Annotated in this window: 15 protein-coding genes; 10 read left to right on the forward strand and 5 right to left on the reverse strand. The window is 37.5% G+C overall.

Annotated elements, in window-relative coordinates; genetic code table 11:
- On the forward strand, nt 1-363 hold a 363-nt coding region (locus AAEY80_RS07135; RefSeq protein ID WP_350588107.1), incomplete at its 5' end, for a DDE-type integrase/transposase/recombinase.
- 401 nt (nt 364-764) lie between these two features.
- Here AAEY80_RS07135 and AAEY80_RS07140 read toward each other — a convergent pair.
- From AAEY80_RS07140 to AAEY80_RS07155, 4 genes are all read right to left on the reverse strand, one after another.
- Nucleotides 765-1,040, reverse strand: a complete 276-nt coding sequence (locus tag AAEY80_RS07140; RefSeq protein WP_350588108.1) for a YkgJ family cysteine cluster protein — start codon at nt 1,038-1,040, stop codon at nt 765-767.
- A gap of 64 nt (nt 1,041-1,104) precedes the next feature.
- Nucleotides 1,105-2,352: a hypothetical protein gene (locus tag AAEY80_RS07145; protein WP_350588109.1), complete on the reverse strand. Its 1,248-nt coding sequence runs from the start codon at nt 2,350-2,352 to the stop codon at nt 1,105-1,107.
- A 100-nt stretch (nt 2,353-2,452) separates the two neighbouring features.
- On the reverse strand, nt 2,453-3,997 hold the full coding sequence (locus tag AAEY80_RS07150; RefSeq protein ID WP_350588111.1) for a hypothetical protein: 1,545 nt from the start codon (nt 3,995-3,997) through the stop codon (nt 2,453-2,455).
- Between the two features lie 87 nt (nt 3,998-4,084).
- Nucleotides 4,085-4,987: a helix-turn-helix transcriptional regulator gene (locus AAEY80_RS07155; RefSeq protein ID WP_350588112.1), complete on the reverse strand. Its 903-nt coding sequence runs from the start codon at nt 4,985-4,987 to the stop codon at nt 4,085-4,087.
- A gap of 608 nt (nt 4,988-5,595) precedes the next feature.
- Here AAEY80_RS07155 and AAEY80_RS07160 point away from each other — a divergent pair.
- The 9 genes from AAEY80_RS07160 to AAEY80_RS07200 all read left to right on the forward strand — a co-directional run bounded on the left by AAEY80_RS07160 (nt 5,596) and on the right by AAEY80_RS07200 (nt 17,523).
- Complete coding sequence (locus AAEY80_RS07160) at nt 5,596-8,679, forward strand: type I restriction endonuclease subunit R (RefSeq protein ID WP_350588113.1); 3,084 nt, start codon at nt 5,596-5,598, stop codon at nt 8,677-8,679.
- Complete coding sequence (locus AAEY80_RS07165; RefSeq protein ID WP_350588114.1) at nt 8,673-10,310, forward strand: HsdM family class I SAM-dependent methyltransferase; 1,638 nt, start codon at nt 8,673-8,675, stop codon at nt 10,308-10,310. Before AAEY80_RS07160 ends, AAEY80_RS07165 begins: the two co-directional genes overlap by 7 nt.
- Entirely contained in the window at nt 10,303-11,490 is a 1,188-nt protein-coding gene (locus AAEY80_RS07170) for a restriction endonuclease subunit S (RefSeq protein WP_350588115.1), read from the forward strand. Before AAEY80_RS07165 ends, AAEY80_RS07170 begins: the two co-directional genes overlap by 8 nt.
- A gap of 24 nt (nt 11,491-11,514) precedes the next feature.
- A complete protein-coding gene (locus AAEY80_RS07175) occupies nt 11,515-12,444 on the forward strand; it encodes a hypothetical protein (protein ID WP_350588116.1) in 930 nt (309 codons plus the stop codon).
- A gap of 139 nt (nt 12,445-12,583) precedes the next feature.
- Nucleotides 12,584-13,828, forward strand: coding sequence for a nucleoid-associated protein (locus AAEY80_RS07180; RefSeq protein WP_350588117.1), 1,245 nt, complete (start codon nt 12,584-12,586; stop codon nt 13,826-13,828).
- Nucleotides 13,829-13,836: 8 nt separating this feature from the next.
- Nucleotides 13,837-15,114, forward strand: a complete 1,278-nt coding sequence (locus AAEY80_RS07185; RefSeq protein ID WP_350588118.1) for a hypothetical protein — start codon at nt 13,837-13,839, stop codon at nt 15,112-15,114.
- A 74-nt stretch (nt 15,115-15,188) separates the two neighbouring features.
- On the forward strand, nt 15,189-15,914 hold the full coding sequence (locus AAEY80_RS07190; protein WP_350588119.1) for an AlbA family DNA-binding domain-containing protein: 726 nt from the start codon (nt 15,189-15,191) through the stop codon (nt 15,912-15,914).
- A gap of 104 nt (nt 15,915-16,018) precedes the next feature.
- On the forward strand, nt 16,019-16,840 hold the full coding sequence (locus AAEY80_RS07195) for an ATP-binding protein (RefSeq protein ID WP_350588120.1): 822 nt from the start codon (nt 16,019-16,021) through the stop codon (nt 16,838-16,840).
- 539 nt (nt 16,841-17,379) lie between these two features.
- On the forward strand, nt 17,380-17,523 hold the full coding sequence (locus AAEY80_RS07200; protein WP_201563342.1) for a hypothetical protein: 144 nt from the start codon (nt 17,380-17,382) through the stop codon (nt 17,521-17,523).
- Nucleotides 17,524-17,678: 155 nt separating this feature from the next.
- On the opposite strand, the gene AAEY80_RS07205 is transcribed toward AAEY80_RS07200, so the two are convergent.
- Nucleotides 17,679-17,939 (reverse strand): helix-turn-helix transcriptional regulator, encoded by a 261-nt coding sequence (locus tag AAEY80_RS07205; RefSeq protein ID WP_350588121.1) that lies wholly within the window; start codon nt 17,937-17,939, stop codon nt 17,679-17,681.
- Nucleotides 17,940-17,978 lie beyond the last annotated feature (39 nt).

Genomic DNA, 17,978 nt, shown 5'->3' on the forward strand with positions numbered 1-17,978 from the left:
TTAGTATGCCGTGCGCTCAACATGGCCATTAAGAACAAAAGACCAAGCCAAGGACTGATTGTTCATTCTGATAGAGGCAGTCAGTACTGTAGCCACGCGTATCACAAGATTATCAAGCAACAGCAGTTTAAAGGGTCAATGAGTGCTAAAGGTAATTGCTTCGACAACGCGCCAATAGAAAGCTTCTGGGGCACATTAAAGAATGAGCTGGTATATCACCAAGACTATAAAACAAGGTTTGCAGCCATCAGTGATATCATTGGATATATCGAGCTGTACTACAACCAAACAAGGATTCAAAAGGGCTTGGGCTATAAATCGCCAAGACAGGTGTGGTTTGACTTCTATCGTCAGGCTGCGTAATTAAAATCTCCCAAGTTTGGTTCTACGGATTTGACGACAGTGGTCAGACTGGGGCAAGTTGGGAAAACTAGCATTTAATAAGATTGGCGGTGACGGAGGAAGCCGAACAGTAATCGTAAGTAACTGATTTTAAATTGTTTTTATTTGTAGATGAAGGGTATAGACCAACTAATAGACCAACACCTTTCAAGTATTGGATGCAAAGCGAATAACAGAATTTATGCTTTGATAGATTGTAACTAAATATGTCTAAGATACTATTTAGTCTCAAATATATACTATCACTAAAAAATCACTTCTAATAGTGTAGGTTTCTTTTTCTATTTAACCGCTTAAAACTTCTGATGCTATTTGTCATTAATGATTTTTAAATAATGAAGTAGTATCCCTAATCATATAAACTAAGACCGTTTTTTCCCATCTTTCAGCTGTTTACAAACTTCCAGATTCATTTTTACAAATCCGTCCCAGTCATACAAATGAGATAGATATTTCTCGTGATAATCTTCGATACGACAAATGATCGGACGCTGTTCGTAGATAGTACAAAGTAGACTTTTATCATCGAGATGACGACATGTGCCATCACCTCGGTCCAGAGAATTAGTATATTCGCTTAAATGGACATTTTTGCAACATTGGCCACAAGCTGTACATGGGAATGAGGTTTTAGACATATATTCTACTCTCAACTAGAGTGTGTCATCAATTGGTACAGTCATCTTAGTATAAGTTAACCAATCATTCCGTTTGTGTTATCCGCTTGCTTTTTATTCCTGTACGATTGATTTTTATTCCTGTGTGCTTGCTTTTTATTCCTGTACGATTGATTTTTATTCCTGTGTGCTTGCTTTTTAGTGCCTCCTCACTTAGTTGATGACATAACTGTGGCTTTAACCCAGCTTTGTAATTTTTCAAAGCCACTAACTGTGTTAAAAGCGCTATTCTATAGTGATCTATATCAAGTTGAGAGTCGGGTCCATTCTCTATTTTAGAAAAACCATTATCGATACTAAAATTTATTTGAGTTAGTTTTGCAGAGGCACTACCGAACAGTCTGCCTTGCTCATCAAGAATTGGTGTATCAATAGCAACCTTAAGAACTTGAAGTATTTTTACATTGCGTAAAACTATCATTTTTGCAGCATCATTGTATTGTGAAAAGTCGGTTCCTTGTGTATCAATTACTTCTTCAAGTTTATTCAAGTTAAGACTTAGGTGTTTACATAAAGTAGAAATGATTGCCGTCGCTTTGTCAGCCACTGCTCTAATGCCGTTTGTTAATGCTACCGCTTTATCTATATCAGCCGCAAACTCTTTAGCTTTAGCAATGTTACTATGAGCATCATTCAACTTAGTTTTCGCTTTACTACCCATATACCAGCCAGCAATGAGCAGACCAGGCCCTGCTGTCAGAGCCTGAAGAGCCAGTACACCACCAGCAATACCCATACCGCCCGTGGCTAAAGACCCACCACCCAACCATGCGAGGGTTGCATTGGTTGCAGCTATACCACCAAATGAACTGATAGCTGTACCGGTACTTGCAGTTGCAAACATCATCGTACCATTATAGGCGCCAAAAGCAGTTAGAGCTCCTCCAAGAGCTCCACCGCCAACACCTAAACCAGAATCGATAACGAATGACAATTCTTGTTTAAGCTCTGCGAGTACGACATTGCTAAAATCTTTGGCGATTAAGTTGCCTAGATCACCACTATGTTGAAAATCGATATTTTTAATTTTCTCAAAAGTAGTTATGAAAGAGGTAATAACACCTGTGAAAGTTTCAGCTTTCTTTGCACCTAATGTCGCTAGAGATTCTTGACATTGTTCACGAGATCTCTCTAGATTACGTTCTGCTCGTTTTGCTATACCTTGAGCAGTAGCATTTGCTTCTGAAGATTTTTTATTATCATACAAAGCTTTGCCTGTTTTCCCTGCTCCTACTAAGCCTGCGGCTATACCGATTACTAATGGAATTGGCATGATATTTCCCTTTTGTTATATTTACTGACTAAATATTAAATATCAACAATTTTTTCAATAGATAAAAAATCTTTGATATGTTTGCTTTGTGTACATTGTTTTAAATGACTAATGGTTCGTCAGAGATCATAGCGGCTTCAAGTTCAGCCATATTCTTAATAGAAATTTTTGTCCCAAGTTCTTCAGCAAAGCGATTCATTCTTAAACAAAACTCTTCAGGATCAATGTCAGGTGAGTCTATAGCATCGAACATATCGTTACTGTATATTTCTAGCTCTTTAATACGGTAGGTAAATAATTCCTTAATTTTTAACTCATATTCTTTTGAAAGTAGTCTTGCGGCTTCACATTGCATTTCTATAAGCTGTCTACGTTCGGTTGATAACTTAGCATCTTTCAAAACACTGAAGAAGCTTTGATAAACTGTATTGGTCAGGGCGTAACCAACCATACCGCCAATTAATGCACCCAAAACTGGAATAGGTATGGCGACTTGACCAATAGCAGCAAACATAGAAGATGACATCATGCCAGTAACTGATAAACCAACTTCTTGAGCAAGCTCCGCTTCATTAAGCTCACCGATAGCATACTTCTTTATACTTTTACCCGTTGATAGGCAAGCGGTTACCACCATCGCTGGCATATTGCTTTTTGAGATATTACGTACTATTTCCTTTGACGACTGTGCCATGTAAGTTTTTATAGCAGTACCTGAAGCCGCTGTAGCATAGCCAGTTGCCCCTGAAATAAGAGTGTCTTTACTTGTAGCCAGTACAGCTTCTGAGAACTCTTTATCTCCGGAATAAACAGCTATAATATTATTTACAGCAGAAATAGAGCCACCAATAGCCACACCAAACTTTAAACCTTCAACACCAGCTCTATGACTTACCTTAGCGATATCCTTACGAACCATAGCTTTAGGGTCGAGCCTATATTTAATTGCTTCTTCAGTCGTTAATCCGGAATCCGTTATTTTCTTTTCTAAAGCTTCATAGTTCTTTGCTTGTTTTAATGCTTTATCGGCTAGCTCGGTTTTACCTAAACTTTTAAGAATCTCACTTTGCTCAGTAAGTTTCTGAGCTTCGCTTCGACATATGGCTTTCATCTCACTAACTTGTTCGGTTGGTACTTCAAGTTTATCAACGCTAAGATAACGTGAAAAATCTTTCGTTTTACCTTCTCCACAAGCGATACTTTTTAGTAGATTTTCTTTGTTCGTGACAAACTTCATCTGTGAAGTAATTTCGGTTTCATCTAACAACTCTACGATGTCAACTACACTATGATTCTTACCATAGCCTACAGTATCTTCACTTCTAGCAAAGCGAGGCGCTTCCTTATTGATAATAGCGTCAGCATTACGTTTTGAAACGCTGGCAACTTCAGCTGAATACCCTGCCTGCTGTTTTATGTTCTGTTCATAATAATCAGGATTTAATTTCCCTTCAGCTATACTTAGCAGGCTTCTATCAAATTCTTTAGCAGTTTCATGATCAATACCGCGAAGACCAGTTAAAAACTGACTACCTGCTGTACCATAACGTTGAATCAGTTCGTGCTCTGCGCTTGCGATTGCAATATTTCGCAAGTCAGAATCTATGCTTTCTTGCTGCTTATACTCCTTAACTACAGTATTCATTATCAACCTCTTAAGTATCAGTTACTTCTCTTGATTTAATGGAAATTAATAGTAAAGCAGTCATCTCAATCTTTCTTATGAAACTTTCTACATAGACACATAGCTTTTTAAAACTTTCTCCATTTGCTCCTGAACAGTAGAAGGGCTGATAATTTTGATATGGGGTAGCCAATATTGCACAATCGGTGTGACCTCACGTGGGTGTACCTGACGACAAGCCAGCAATAGATCGCCATTATCCAGCTTACGAATCAATTCTTGATTAGGTAGTAGGTCTCGTCGCTCAAAATACCCTGCTACCTTAGCACTGACCTGCAATACAATCTCATTGATGTGATTATCAAAAAATAAGCTATCTGTGTTTATTAAACCTGCTTTAATTTGCTCATCACAGTCAAAGGTCTTGTCAGTGACACACAGATTAGATATTTGGGTAAAACAAAAATTACGCGTTTGTGCATCATGTCTACCTATCACATACCAAATACCATTTTTATTAAGCAGATGATAGGGTTCAAGATGATAGTGTTTTTTCGCATTTTCACTATTTTGCTGTCTGACTTTTTGATAATCAAAAGTAATTATTCGGCAATCCCTAATGGCTTGATTGATGAGATTAAATTCTTGAGTTCGTGCTTGAATATTTTCATAGTCAAAACCTTTTATCACAATACTCTGATTTAGCTTGTCATAAAAAAACTGTCGGTCAATCTTAGGCAGTAAGTCTTGCACACTTGCAAAATTTGCAAAGCGTTTAATCTCAGTCAAGTTCAAATATCCAACTCGATTGGGTGAAAGCTGATAAAAAACTGGACCTGAGTCACTAAAGTCCAGCATGGCTAAGCGTTCTTGAAAATCGCGTTTAAGCGTACGGGTACAGACATGATAGTCTTGGGTGAGCGTGTCAATGTTGAGACGCTCACCGTTGTTTAGGCGGATAATAATATCTGATAGCCGATAAGCCAAACGTTCGTGTTTTTTACTGCCCATCAACGTATATATCCTGTTTTGTCGCTATATATTATTTTTTATTACACGATTGTAATTATCTGCTTTTATACATTGGTGTCAATAGAAATAAAACAAATATTCAGTTGTTCGTATCATTGAGCCTACTTTTTCCTTGGTTTATGTTAGCAAGTATAAATGGTAGTGATGACAGGTTGTGTCCGACAATAGGTTAATAACATTCAATAACACTTAAACCATAAAAAAGCTCTCAACTAGTGAGAGCAATTATGAAGGTATGAAATGCCTAAAAGAGAGGGTTCTTAACAGACGTTCTTACACACAGCTATATCGTGTTATGAGTGTCTCATATTAAAAAATTAGCATTAGTAGTCCAAATATATTTTTGACAATTAGTTCTGATCGGTATTTATAAGAAATTAGTCGCGATAGTTAAGTTGGCGGCTAGCAGTTCAAACTATTATTAATAGGGTTTAGCACGTCGATACAAATGTTCAAATTTTATTTGATATTGCTATACTGATGCCTAAAATGAAAAAAAACTAACGACACCGATTGACGTATAGTGACTCTTATCTATAGATTTGCTACTACAACCATTTTATTATTGATTAAGTGAGCTATTCATTATGAGCTTCAATGAAGATTCCCGTGTAAAAATCCCAACAATCCTGCACTTGATGAAGCTAGGTTATCAATACTTATCGCTTAAAGACGCTCAATGGGATATCGATACCAACATTTTCCCTGAACTTTTTCATGATGCGATGATGCGAATAAATAAGGGTGTTAAAGATGATGAGGTTAAACGTCTATTTGATGATGTGAAGTTGCTCTTAGACAATGAAGACTTAGGGAACGCTTTTTTTGACAAGCTATCTGAGCGTTCAGGTACGAAGCTGATTGATTTTGAAGATTTTAATAATAATAGCTTTCACGTAGTCACAGAGCTGACTTGTAAAAATGGCGACGAAGAATTCCGTCCTGATATCACCTTACTCATCAACGGTATGCCATTAGTATTTATAGAGGTCAAAAAGCCGCATAATCGAGAAGGTATTATCGCTGAGAGAAATCGTATCAATACACGATTTGAGAACCATAAGTTCAAACGGTTCGTTAATATCACGCAGTTTATGATTTTTTCAAACAACATGGAATACGTGGATGGCGACCCTGAACCATTACGAGGGGCGTTTTACGCCAGTTCTTCTTACCATAAACCGATATTTAACTACTTCCGTGAAGAAGAGACGTTTAACTACACGTCATTACTAAAACCAATTACTGAAGCTGATGAGCTTAGAGTACTAAAGGATAACAACTTAGAAGTTATTCGAAATAGTTCAGAGTTTCAAACCAATAAGCAGCCAGAACGTCCTACTAATAGAATTTGCACCTCTTTACTCAGTCGTGAGCGGTTAGCATTTATTTTGCGTTATGCGCTGGTTTATGTAAATGAGACTAAAGGATTAGAAAAGCACATCATGCGTTATCCGCAGATATTTGCGACTAAGGCGATTGGTAACAAACTCGATGAAGGCATTAGAAAAGGCATTATTTGGCATACACAAGGCAGCGGTAAAACTGCCTTGGCTTTTTATAATGTGCGCTTCTTAACAGACTATTTTCAAAAGCAACGAATAACACCTAAGTTTTATTTCATCGTTGATCGATTAGACTTACTACAACAAGCACAGCGCGAGTTTACAGCGCGTGGTCTAAGAGTTCGAACTGTTGACTCCAGAGATGATTTTGCGCGTGATATTAAGGCAACCAAAGCCATTCACAATGATGCAGGTGTGCCTGAGATTACAGTGGTCAATATTCATAAATTCAAAGACGATCCTAACGTTGCTTCAACGAAGGACTATAACGTTGATATTCAGCGAATATACTTTTTAGATGAGGTACATCGTAGCTACAATCCTAAAGGCAGTTTCTTAGCAAACCTAAAAGAATCAGATCCTAATGCTATTAAAATCGGTTTAACAGGTACACCGCTATTGGGTGATGACTACAACTCAAGAGCCTTGTTTGGTGATTATATCCATAAGTACTATTACAATGCCTCTATTGCTGATGGCTATACTCTGCGACTGATAAGAGAGGAGATATCTACCAGCTATAAACTGATCCTACAAGAAGCACTTGCTAAAGCTAAGGTGCTGGTAGGCGATGTTAAGGGTGAGGACATATATGCTCATTCTTGCTTTGTTGAGCCGATGCTTGAATACATTGTGTCAGATTTTGAAAAAAGCCGTGGGGCGCTAAATGATGCGAGCATCGGTGGCATGGTTATTTGTGATAGCGCACCGCAAGCCAAGCATATGTTTGAGCTGTTTAATAAACTCTATGCTCAAGACGAAGCGGCTACTGACAATCAAGCGTCAGACTCGAATATTAAAACCTTAGCAGAAATTCGTTATGCAGAAATAAAGGTAAAGTCTGCTCAACTGATTTTGCACGATGTTGGTACTAAAGAAGAACGTAAGGACTGGGTAGAGGATTTTAAGGCTGGAAAGATAGATCTTTTATTTGTATACAACATGCTACTGACTGGCTTTGATGCCAAGCGCTTAAAGAAGTTATACCTTGGGCGTATGGTTCGTGCACACAATCTTTTGCAAGCGCTCACTCGCGTGAACCGTACTTACAAAGATTTCAGATATGGCTATGTGGTTGACTTTGCAGATATCAGTAAAGAGTTTGATGCGACTAACAAAGCCTATTTCGAAGAGCTGCAATCAGAGTTTGGCGATGAGATGGAGAGCTACTCACACCTGTTTAAATCGCATGAAGAGATACAGCAGGAAATCGAGCATGTTAAAGATGTACTGTTTCTTTACGAGACGGATAACATGGAGGTATTCAGCGATCAGATTAGCCAAATTCAAGATAGAGAAACGGTACTGAGCCTTAAAAAAGTGCTTGCTGATGCTAGAAGTCTATATAATCTGGTTCGGCTCCAAGGTGACTATGAATTCTTAGAGAAGCTTGATTTTAATAAGTTAAACGTTCTTTATCGTGAGACTAGTCATCATCTCGATCTGCTTAATACTAAGCAGAATCTAGAGCAGGGTATAGGTACGAGCAATTTGCTTAATCAAGCTTTAGAGGATGTAATATTTAAGTTTACTAAAATAGGTCAAGGAGAACTGGTTTTAGCCGATGAGCTCAAAGGCACGCTACGTAAGACTCGTGAAGCAATGGCTAGTAACTTTGATCAACAAGATCCTAAGTTTATAAGTCTAAGGGAAGAGCTAGAGCGAATCTTTCAAAAGAGAAAGCTTAGTGAAGTCTCACAAGAGCAGATGAATGCAAATATTGATGAGCTTACTAAAATTCATAAACGCATAAAAGAGCTTAATCGTACTAATGAGCAGATGCGGCAGAAATACAAAGGTGATGCTAAATATGCGCGAATACATAAGCGGTTAACTGAGCCTCAGCAGACGGATATAAATAGTTCCGAACGCACCATACATGAAGCACTAATGGCCGTAAAAAACGATGCGGATGAAAAGGTACTTAATAGTAGTCAGATTGTTAAAAACGAAAGCTACTTTGAGGGGCAAATGATGCCCATCGTCATCAAACGTTTTATGCAAGACCACAAGATCAAACTAAAACCTGACAGCTCACGCTACATCAATAAGCTGGTTGTCTCAGAATACATCAATGAATATAACGTTGGAGCAAGACCATGGTAGAGCTTGAGTTTAAAGCGAAAACCCAAGAATTAATCGACAGTTTAAAAAGTATTTGTGCCAATTATGGTCTAGGTAATGATGGTAATGAGTTTAAAATCATTACCCAAATATTCTTATACAAATTTCTAAATGATAAGTTTGCTTATGAAGCTAAGAAGATAGATGACGATATTGCTAAGGCTGATAACTGGGAAAAATCGCTTAGTAATATGAGTGATGAAGACTATGAGATGCTACAGCTACAAATGAGTGCAGATACTGCTCGTTTAGAACCTCATCACTTTCTTAGTTATTTATTCAGCCAGAGTAACGCGCCTGACTTTGCTAAGCTATTCGATGACACGCTCATCGACATTGCTACTAAAAATAATGAAATTTTTGCGGTAAAAACAGATGGTGGTGCAAAGGTTGTCCTGTTCGAGCGCCTTAGTACATTTATTGCAGATGATTCTAAGCGTGATGATTTCTGTCGTGCAGTGATCAATAAGCTTATTGAATTTAGTTTTGAGCGTATCTTCGATCAAAAGTTTGACTTTTATGCTGGTATTTTTGAGTATTTAATTAAAGACTACAATAGTAACTCAGGCGGTAAATATGCTGAGTACTTCACACCTCATGCGGTTGCTCGTATCATGGCAGAGATACTAGTACCACAAGCACAGCGCGGCATAGTAAAGAATGTCACTTGCTACGATCCATCAGCAGGGTCAGGTACGCTACTGATGAACGTCGCTCATGCTATCGGTGAAGATCGCTGTACTATCTATACGCAGGACATCTCACAAAAGTCATCGAACTTGCTTCGATTAAACTTAATCTTAAATAATTTAGTGCATTCGATACCTAATGTGATTCAAGGTAATACGATCCAGCATCCTTATCACAAAGATGATGAGAAGCTTAAGAAGTTTGACTATATCGTCTCTAATCCACCATTTAAGCTGGACTTTAGTGACTATCGAGACGCATTAGATAGTAAAGAGAATAAAGAACGTTTCTTTGCGGGTATTCCAAAGATCAAGCCTAAAAGTGCAGACAAGATGGAAATCTATCAGCTGTTCTTACAGCACATCATTGTGTCGCTCAAAAAAGGTGGTAAAGCAGCTGTGGTTGTCCCTACTGGCTTTATTACGGCTCAGTCGGGTATTGATAGGAAAATACGAGAAAAGCTAGTCGATGGAAAAATGCTTGCTGGTGTGGTTTCTATGCCATCGAATATCTTTGCCACTACGGGTACCAACGTTTCTATTCTATTCATCGATGATAATAATGATGGCGATGTCGTATTGGTCGATGCGTCAAATTTAGGTGAGAAGATTAAAGAAGGTAAAGCTCAAAAAACAGTATTAAGTGCTGAGGAAGAGCAGCAGATTGTTAATGTATTTAATAATAAAGAGCAAGTCGATGATTTGTCCGTAACAGTCAGCTACGATGATATTAGGGCAAAAAATTATAGCCTTAGTGCAGGACAATATTTTGAAGTGAAAATTGAATATGTAGATATTACTGCTGAACAGTTCGCTGAAAAAATGCAAGGCTTTACTGATAATTTAGATGACTTGTTTAAGCAATCGCATGAGTTAGAATTAAAAATAAAAGAGCAGCTGGCGGAGTTAGCCCTTAATGAATAAAACCTTAGAAGATGCTTGCCATATTAGAACTGGCAAACTCAATGCAAATGCGGCAGTTGAAGGTGGGGTTTATCCATTTTTCACATGTGCAGAGTATCCAGACGAAATAGACCACTATGCTTTTGATGACAGTGTCGTATTAGTAGCAGGAAACAACGCTAGAGGCAACTTCCATGTTAATAGATACGAAGGTAAGTTTAATGCTTATCAGAGAACCTATATATTAAGTGCTAAAGCTGGCTATAATATTGATTTCATCTATTATGCTTTGAAACTTGAATTAAAGCGCTTACGAGAAAAAGCACAAGGTTCTCAAACTAAATTTTTGACTATGCCTATTCTAACTAGTATATCTCTTAGAAATATTACATATGACGAGCAGTATGATATTGCAAATAAGTTGATAGCGATCGATAACAAAATCGAACTCAATAATCAAATTAACGTTGAGCTAGAAGCCATGGCAAAGACGCTGTATGACTACTGGTTTGAGCAGTTTGATTTTCCTGACGCAGATGGCAAGCCTTACAAATCGTCTGGCGGTAAAATGGTTTATAACGAAACTTTGAAGCGAGAGATACCAGAAGGTTGGGACGTAAGACCTGTCTCAGAAATAATTGAGGTTAGAGATGGAACACATGATAGCCCTAAACCATCTGAAAAAGGTGAGTATCTAATTACTTCAAAACATTTGCAGCCTTCAGGTATCGATTTTTCAAATGCTTACTTTATTTCTTATGAAGACTTTGAAGCCGTGAATAAGCGCAGTAAAGTCGATGAAGGCGATTTCTTAATATCAATGATTGGAACAATAGGGTTGTCTCAATGGGTAATGAAAATACCGACTCCATTTGCAATAAAAAATATCGGTCTTTTTAAAACATCTCAATCTCCTGAGTATGCAGACTATATATTTGTATCAGTTACTTCATCCTACGGTAAGGCTTACCTTCAGCAAAACCAGTCCACTGGAACATCCCAGCCATACGTTACTCTTGGAACTCTACGAGGTATACCAATAACTATTCCTTCGAAAAAGGTTTTTGATGACTTCAATATAAAGGTGAAGCCTATTCATAAATTGTTGTATGAAAATGCTACTGAGAATCAGAAGCTAGTTGAGCTCAGAGACTGGCTACTACCTATGCTGATGAATGGACAGGTGACGGTTAAATCCTAAAAACTATATATAGGAATCAATTTGATGATAGAAGAGCCATGGTTCAATCGTAGCCATCATGATGCAATCTATAACAAGTACGAAAACTATTATCGGTTATTTGAAGCGTTATTGCATCCAGATGGTCATGAAGTTTTGAGCTACGAGCTAAAGAATAAGTCATTTTCAGCATATGAGCTTGAGCTGATATTAATGCTACGCCAAACCTTTGACATAGATCGGTCAGATACTGACTGCGTAATAAATAGCTTTAATCAACTGGCTGAATGGTTTCATAACCTAGATCATGCCATAGCTGACTGTGACTATCTTTTCATCCAAGCCTATATAGCGCTTATTTGTGACCAAGTTAGAGGTTATTCTATCGCTAGAAAATTTAAAAAACAAACTCAAGAAAACTTAAATAATTTAGCGCAATTCTCTGTTGATATGGCTGAGTTCTATAGCAATAGAAGCACACAATATGATGATATTTGTTTGCCTCATATCGCATTAGAAGAGTATGTAGAAAAGCGGAATCATAATTTATATGAGCTACTATATTCGCTAGGCAGCTTGTCTACCAACACTAAAGACAAGCTGATTAGTGACATTATTAATACCATCAAAAAAGACTATCTTCAGCAGCCGTCTCTAGATGACGATGGCTTTGCTAACCTTTATGAGTATTTAGGTTATATCAATTACCATGGTGGGGATCATTTCTTGTACCAGACGGCAATTGATGAGCTAGATAATGATATTCATTGTGAGGTCTATCACTTGTCTTTACCTGATATGGTTACGCTCTTGGAAGACCATATATATGAAATTGTTGATAATGGTGACATGCAGGATATTGATAGTTGGAAAGACTTTGAACGTGGCATAGTAGAGAGTCATGAATTTCATCAGTTGCTACGAGCAATAAAAGAGGAGTTTATGCGCGGTGTGCCTGAGTATTTTCCTGAATAAATGCTTAGGATAGAGTCATATTGCATTAGAGAAAGTATGACTCTGAAAGCTGTTTCGATCTCAGTCTGTCTTATACTTTAGGCAGGATATGAGCTTTAGTTATTTTTAAACCTGTCCATACTGACTAATCGGAGTATAAATGAGTAAACCTAAGGCTATAGTCCAAGCAAGTATAATTCATCAAATCATTAAGGAACCTCATCAGAGTACTGTAACTCCCCCATTGATTAGGCAAAAGCTTCACGCCGATACCGTACAAGTCTACAAATTAATTGAATTTTTTGATGAACAGTTAGAAAAAAATGGGCTGGCCCATTCTCATGTTGAGACTTTTGAAAGCCCTGATACTTTAGGAGAAGTACTATCTAATTATCTATGTATCGTAAATCTGAAGCAGGAAAATTTTAAAAAATCTACTAACGCAGTTTTTCCTAATATATTCGCTTGGGAACTATTAGTGTCTGTGCCATCTGAACCTAATGAAGATGGGTTGGTATTAAGGCAGGAGTCGTCAGCACAAACAAGATATAGACGCATCACTAACCATCTTACTAAGGCTTTGCATAATCATGTATATGCAGAATCTATGACTACTGGTGACCATCTACCAATGATTTTTTATACAAAAGATGGCTTTGAGTACCTTGATATTGCTCTGTTAAGCTTGACAGATGCAATTACCATAAACGAAGAAACAGGGGAAATAATAGATACAAATCATATTGACGCTTCTAACTTGAAGATTGCTTGTCGGATCAATGTTACAAAACTTCAAGAGCATAGGTATAGAAACTCAGACAGTACTTATCAGGCTAGTAATTACATAGCGTGGATTCAAAAAGGAACTAGTAGTAAAATTCCTGAATATATTCAAGATTTTTTACCTGTAAGAATTAGACTTGATAATACAGTAGCAACGACTAAGCTAATGAGAAGCTTAATTAACTATCTTAAACAAAGTTCATTTAGTGAAGAAGCCAAAAAGGAAGTTCAGAGTGAGATTCTTACGTTACTAAGTTATAAAGCTAAGCATAAAAACAGTGTTAATATTGTTGATGAAATAGATCCAATATTAGCTACTAAAAGTACATTATCTAATTTGATTATAAAAGTTGAAGATAGTTTTAAAGCTTTTAGGGAAAATAACGGCTATGCGGCATCTGATAAAGATAATAGTAATATTTTTGCTCCAGCAGCAGAACCACTTAGAAATTACGAAATGTTTTCATTCGATCTTGGTGAAGAGGAAGTCGTTAGAGTGAGCGGTAGCCGTAGCTTACTTGGTGAAGAAATTAAGCTTAAAGAAAACGATAATGATGGAGCAGTCATCGAGATAAGGGTTAGCCCAGAGAATCTACCAACAATTAGAAAGATATTTAAATAGAGGTTCAAATGAACCAGCTACGTGAGAAAGTCCTAACGTTAGTGAAGCGAAGTCAGAACGTTAAGTTCACCAGCAATCGAATCACTGCTGAATTTATTCTTGAAAATAATGAAGATATTAAGCTAATTAGAGATCTTGCAGCTGGAGTTTTTTCGCAAATTTTGAGATTTAAGAGCGATGACAATTGCGATGAAGTAGGGCAAAAGATAAACTATCGATTAACTACTGTTGACACTGGCGATCAATATGCTTCATATGAAAGCTATATCGAACATGCTCTTGAATATGAGAGTCATGACACTAGCCCTGATGAAGTCATTGTCTATCAAGATAAATATGATTTTAAGGATAAGAACGATGATACTTTATTGCCTACCTTAGAGTTGATTTTTAAATTTATTAACTGCTTGAAAGAACAGTATTATTGCAAAGACAAACAAATTGTTATTTTTGCGCAGACTCACTGTGAGATTCCAACTAGGCCTAGAGACGCTCATCGATACTTAGATACTGCTAAGCTTTATCTAAGCTCAATAAATACTTCTAAACCTAGCAGCTCAGAATCTGGCAATCTGTGTACTATAATTGAAAAATTTACTAGCTGGTTAAACGCAGATATCAATAACGATGATGATGAAGTCAAAAAGTCACTTCTAGTTCACGAAACTGAAAGAAATACTATTGTTGCAAGTATAGTTATTGATAGTCTAGTCGGTGTAGATAAAGAAGATAGGGTTTTTTCATTACTCCAAAATTTAGAAAGTACGTACCAGTCCGTACTTTCTAAATATGCTCTCTACCTAGATGACTTTAAATTTTCGAAATTTAATGACAAAATTACCGAGCATTCTGAGAAATTCCTTGAAAAAGCTAACGATATAATCACAAACCTACAAACACAGATTTTGGCTATACCTGTAACCATTGCACTTATTTCAATGGCAAAATTTAGTGAAAAAATTAATAGTCTTGTAATTGGTTCAATCTGCGTCTACTCCGTTATGGTATTGTACGCGACGCTTCAACAGGGCTACAATCTATGGCATTTGAGATGTCAAATTAATAGATTTGTAGCAGAGAATAAGATACCTGCTGCACTGCTCAATAAATGGAAGTCCGAGATTACCCCTGTTAAAGTCAAAATAATCACACATGCTGGATATCTGTTCTTAGTATTTGCTCTCATTATTTTTGTGATTGTGAACTGCTTAGATTATTTTTATAACTGGGAGATGATCACACCATTAGAGCAATTACTATCAAGCACTAACCCTCCATCAAAATAGAATAATCAATATAGACCGTTAGAGCTTAATGGTATATTGATTGTCACTTTTATTAACTGATTATATTTTTCACTATGCCCAATCATTACCAAAGCCTTGTCTTAAGTCTAACTCAGCAGCCAACCGAGCAAGAATGGCTTGAGTTTAAGCTTAACTTTCACAGTCCAGATGAGATCGGCAAGCGGATCTCTGCGCTTGCCAATGGCGCGTGTTTGGCTGGTAAGAAATTTGGTTATTTAGTTTTTGGAGTAGAAGACGGCACGCATCACGTTGTCGGCACAAGCTTTAGCCCGAAGGCAAAAAAAGCTAAAGGCAACGAAGACTTAGAGCATTGGCTGGTTAGCCGTTTAAGCCCTAAGATTCATTTTACAATTCATGAGCTACAGATTGATGGTAAAGCGGTAGTACTGTTCGAGATCCCAGTAGCCACCGATACGCCCATTAGTTTTTTGCATGAGCCTTATATTCGTATTGGTAGTTTCACAAAACTGCTTAAACAATACCCAGATCAAAGCCGTAAGCTGTGGCAAAACCGAGCGGATGACTGGAGTGCTGAGATTTGTCACGATGCAACGCTTGAAGACCTTGACCCTAAAGCCCTTGCTGTTGCCAGACAAGTCTTTGCTGATAAAAACAAACGTTTGGCTGAAGACATTCGAGAATGGGATGACATTACCTTTTTGAATAAAGCCAAAATTACCATTCGTGGTCAGATCACCAACACAGCGATTATTTTATTGGGACGTTATGAATCCACAAGCTTTTTAAGCCCAGCGCAAGCGCATATTATTGGATTTTAAAGGGCGTTGACGGTATCGAAAAAGACTATGAGCATTTTTCACCACCATTTTTGTTAGCCTTAGACGAGGTATATAAAAAAATCCGTAACCTCAATTATCGCTACATGGCGTCAGATTCGCTGTTTCCTGAAGAGGTGCAGCAGTACGACCCTTATATCATTCGTGAAGCTTTAAGTAATGCCATTGGTCATCAAGATTACCGCCTAGGCGGACGTATCACCGTAGTAGAAAAAGAAGACTCAACGCTAATTTTTCAAAACAGTGGTGCGTTTATTCCTAAGACTATTGAGAATGTCTTACTAAAAGATGCGCCTGAAGCGAGCTATCGTAATCCATTTTTGGTTAATGCAATGGTTAATCTAAATATGATGGACACCATCGGTAGTGGCATCAGAAAAATGTATCAGATTCAGTACAAGCGCTTTTTTCCTTTGCCAGATTATGACTTAACCCGTGAAAGAGTGCTCGTAAAATTCACAGGTAAAGTACTTGATCAAGAGTATGCCGAGCAGCTAGCGACAGTCGACAACCTCACACTACACGATATTATAGCGCTTGATAAAGTGCAAAAAGGGCAGGCGATCACTGAAAGCGAAGCTGATGCGCTACGTAAAAAGTCATTGATAGAAGGGCGCAAAAATAGCTATATTATCGCCGCTGATGTTGCCAAGCATACTGAGCAGCAAGCAGAGTATATGCAGATGCGCGGCTTAGATGACATGCATTATCAAAGCTTGATTATAGAGTATCTCAAGACATTTGAGCGGGGTAGACTAGCTGACTTTGATAAGATGCTTGCTAACAAGCTACCGCAAGTATTGGACGATAAACAGCGTAAGAATAAGGTGCGTAATCTATTGCAGAAGATGCGCCGTGATGGTCTAGTGACATCCGAAAATCAAACTTGGTATCTCGTAGGTAGCTAAACCTAGCTAGAAGCGGCTAAATGTAGCTAGACCTAGCTAAAGGCAGCTAGCTGGGCTATTTTAAAAGTAGCCTAAGAGCTATCTGAGTCTATCGTTTCGCCAATCTTCGGCTTACTTATAAATATTAATTATCTATAATCATTCCACTTGACGCAGCTTAGGCAGACTCCTAGTAAATGGTATAAATATAAAAAAATGCTGATCTCTAGGGAGAGGATTAGACCCTTATTGCATAAGGGATAGAGGGTTTAAATAGTCTTTTTTTAATTGAAGATAATCATAATTGTAATTGTTAAATAGCTTCAATAATTAATCTGCCTTTCTAAAAATATCAAAAAAATGCATTGATTATGCAATGTTGCACGGGCTACGTCATACTGCCGAACATGATCGTAATGAAGGTTTTTAGAAAAGTTTAAGATTGTATTATGACAGAGCCTAACAAAAATATTTTTCGATAAATTGTCAAAAACATGCTTGAAATAATAGCTTAATCATCTGATACTACTTTCTTATTTAGTGACTATAAGGAAAGTATGATGAGTGATCCATATGATGATCAAAACGACGATGAGGATGATCAAAACGAAGATCCTGAGGTTACAAGAGAAAAAGCTAAGATTGGTTTATTCGGTGATGACACTGATGCGCCAGATAATACCTTTGTTCATAAAAATCCGTAAAATTATTTAAAATCTTTGAGTGGCTATGCTTACGAAGCGTTCACTCGATATATTATTTAAGGTTTTTGGGATTGTTATGACTCAAAAATCCGTTCAGAAAAATCACCATAAAGAAAGGCGAGTCATTTAGAGTGATTCGCCTTTTTTATCCTTGATCAGTGAACCCTAGCAGATATCTTACCTTTAATCCAATCAGCCACCTCGCTCTCAACCCATGCTACGCGTCCCTTTGTCATCTTTACTTGAACAGGGAAGGTCGGATCGTAACGATTGGATTTTTTGTCGAGCATGTCGTAAATTGTAGTACTGCTAAGCGCTGTATAGTGCACTACCTGCTTGAGCGGTAGCATGCGAGGTGTCTGTAAAGTGCTAGATGTTGATACGTTTTGCTGTGTGTTCGCATTTAAGAATTGCATGATTAGCTCCTTTGTAAGTTGATGAGAATCTTTCTTCTC

This window comes from Psychrobacter sp. 78a-MNA-CIBAN-0178, assembly GCF_040309625.1.
Taxonomy (GTDB): Bacteria; Pseudomonadota; Gammaproteobacteria; order Pseudomonadales; family Moraxellaceae; genus Psychrobacter; species Psychrobacter okhotskensis.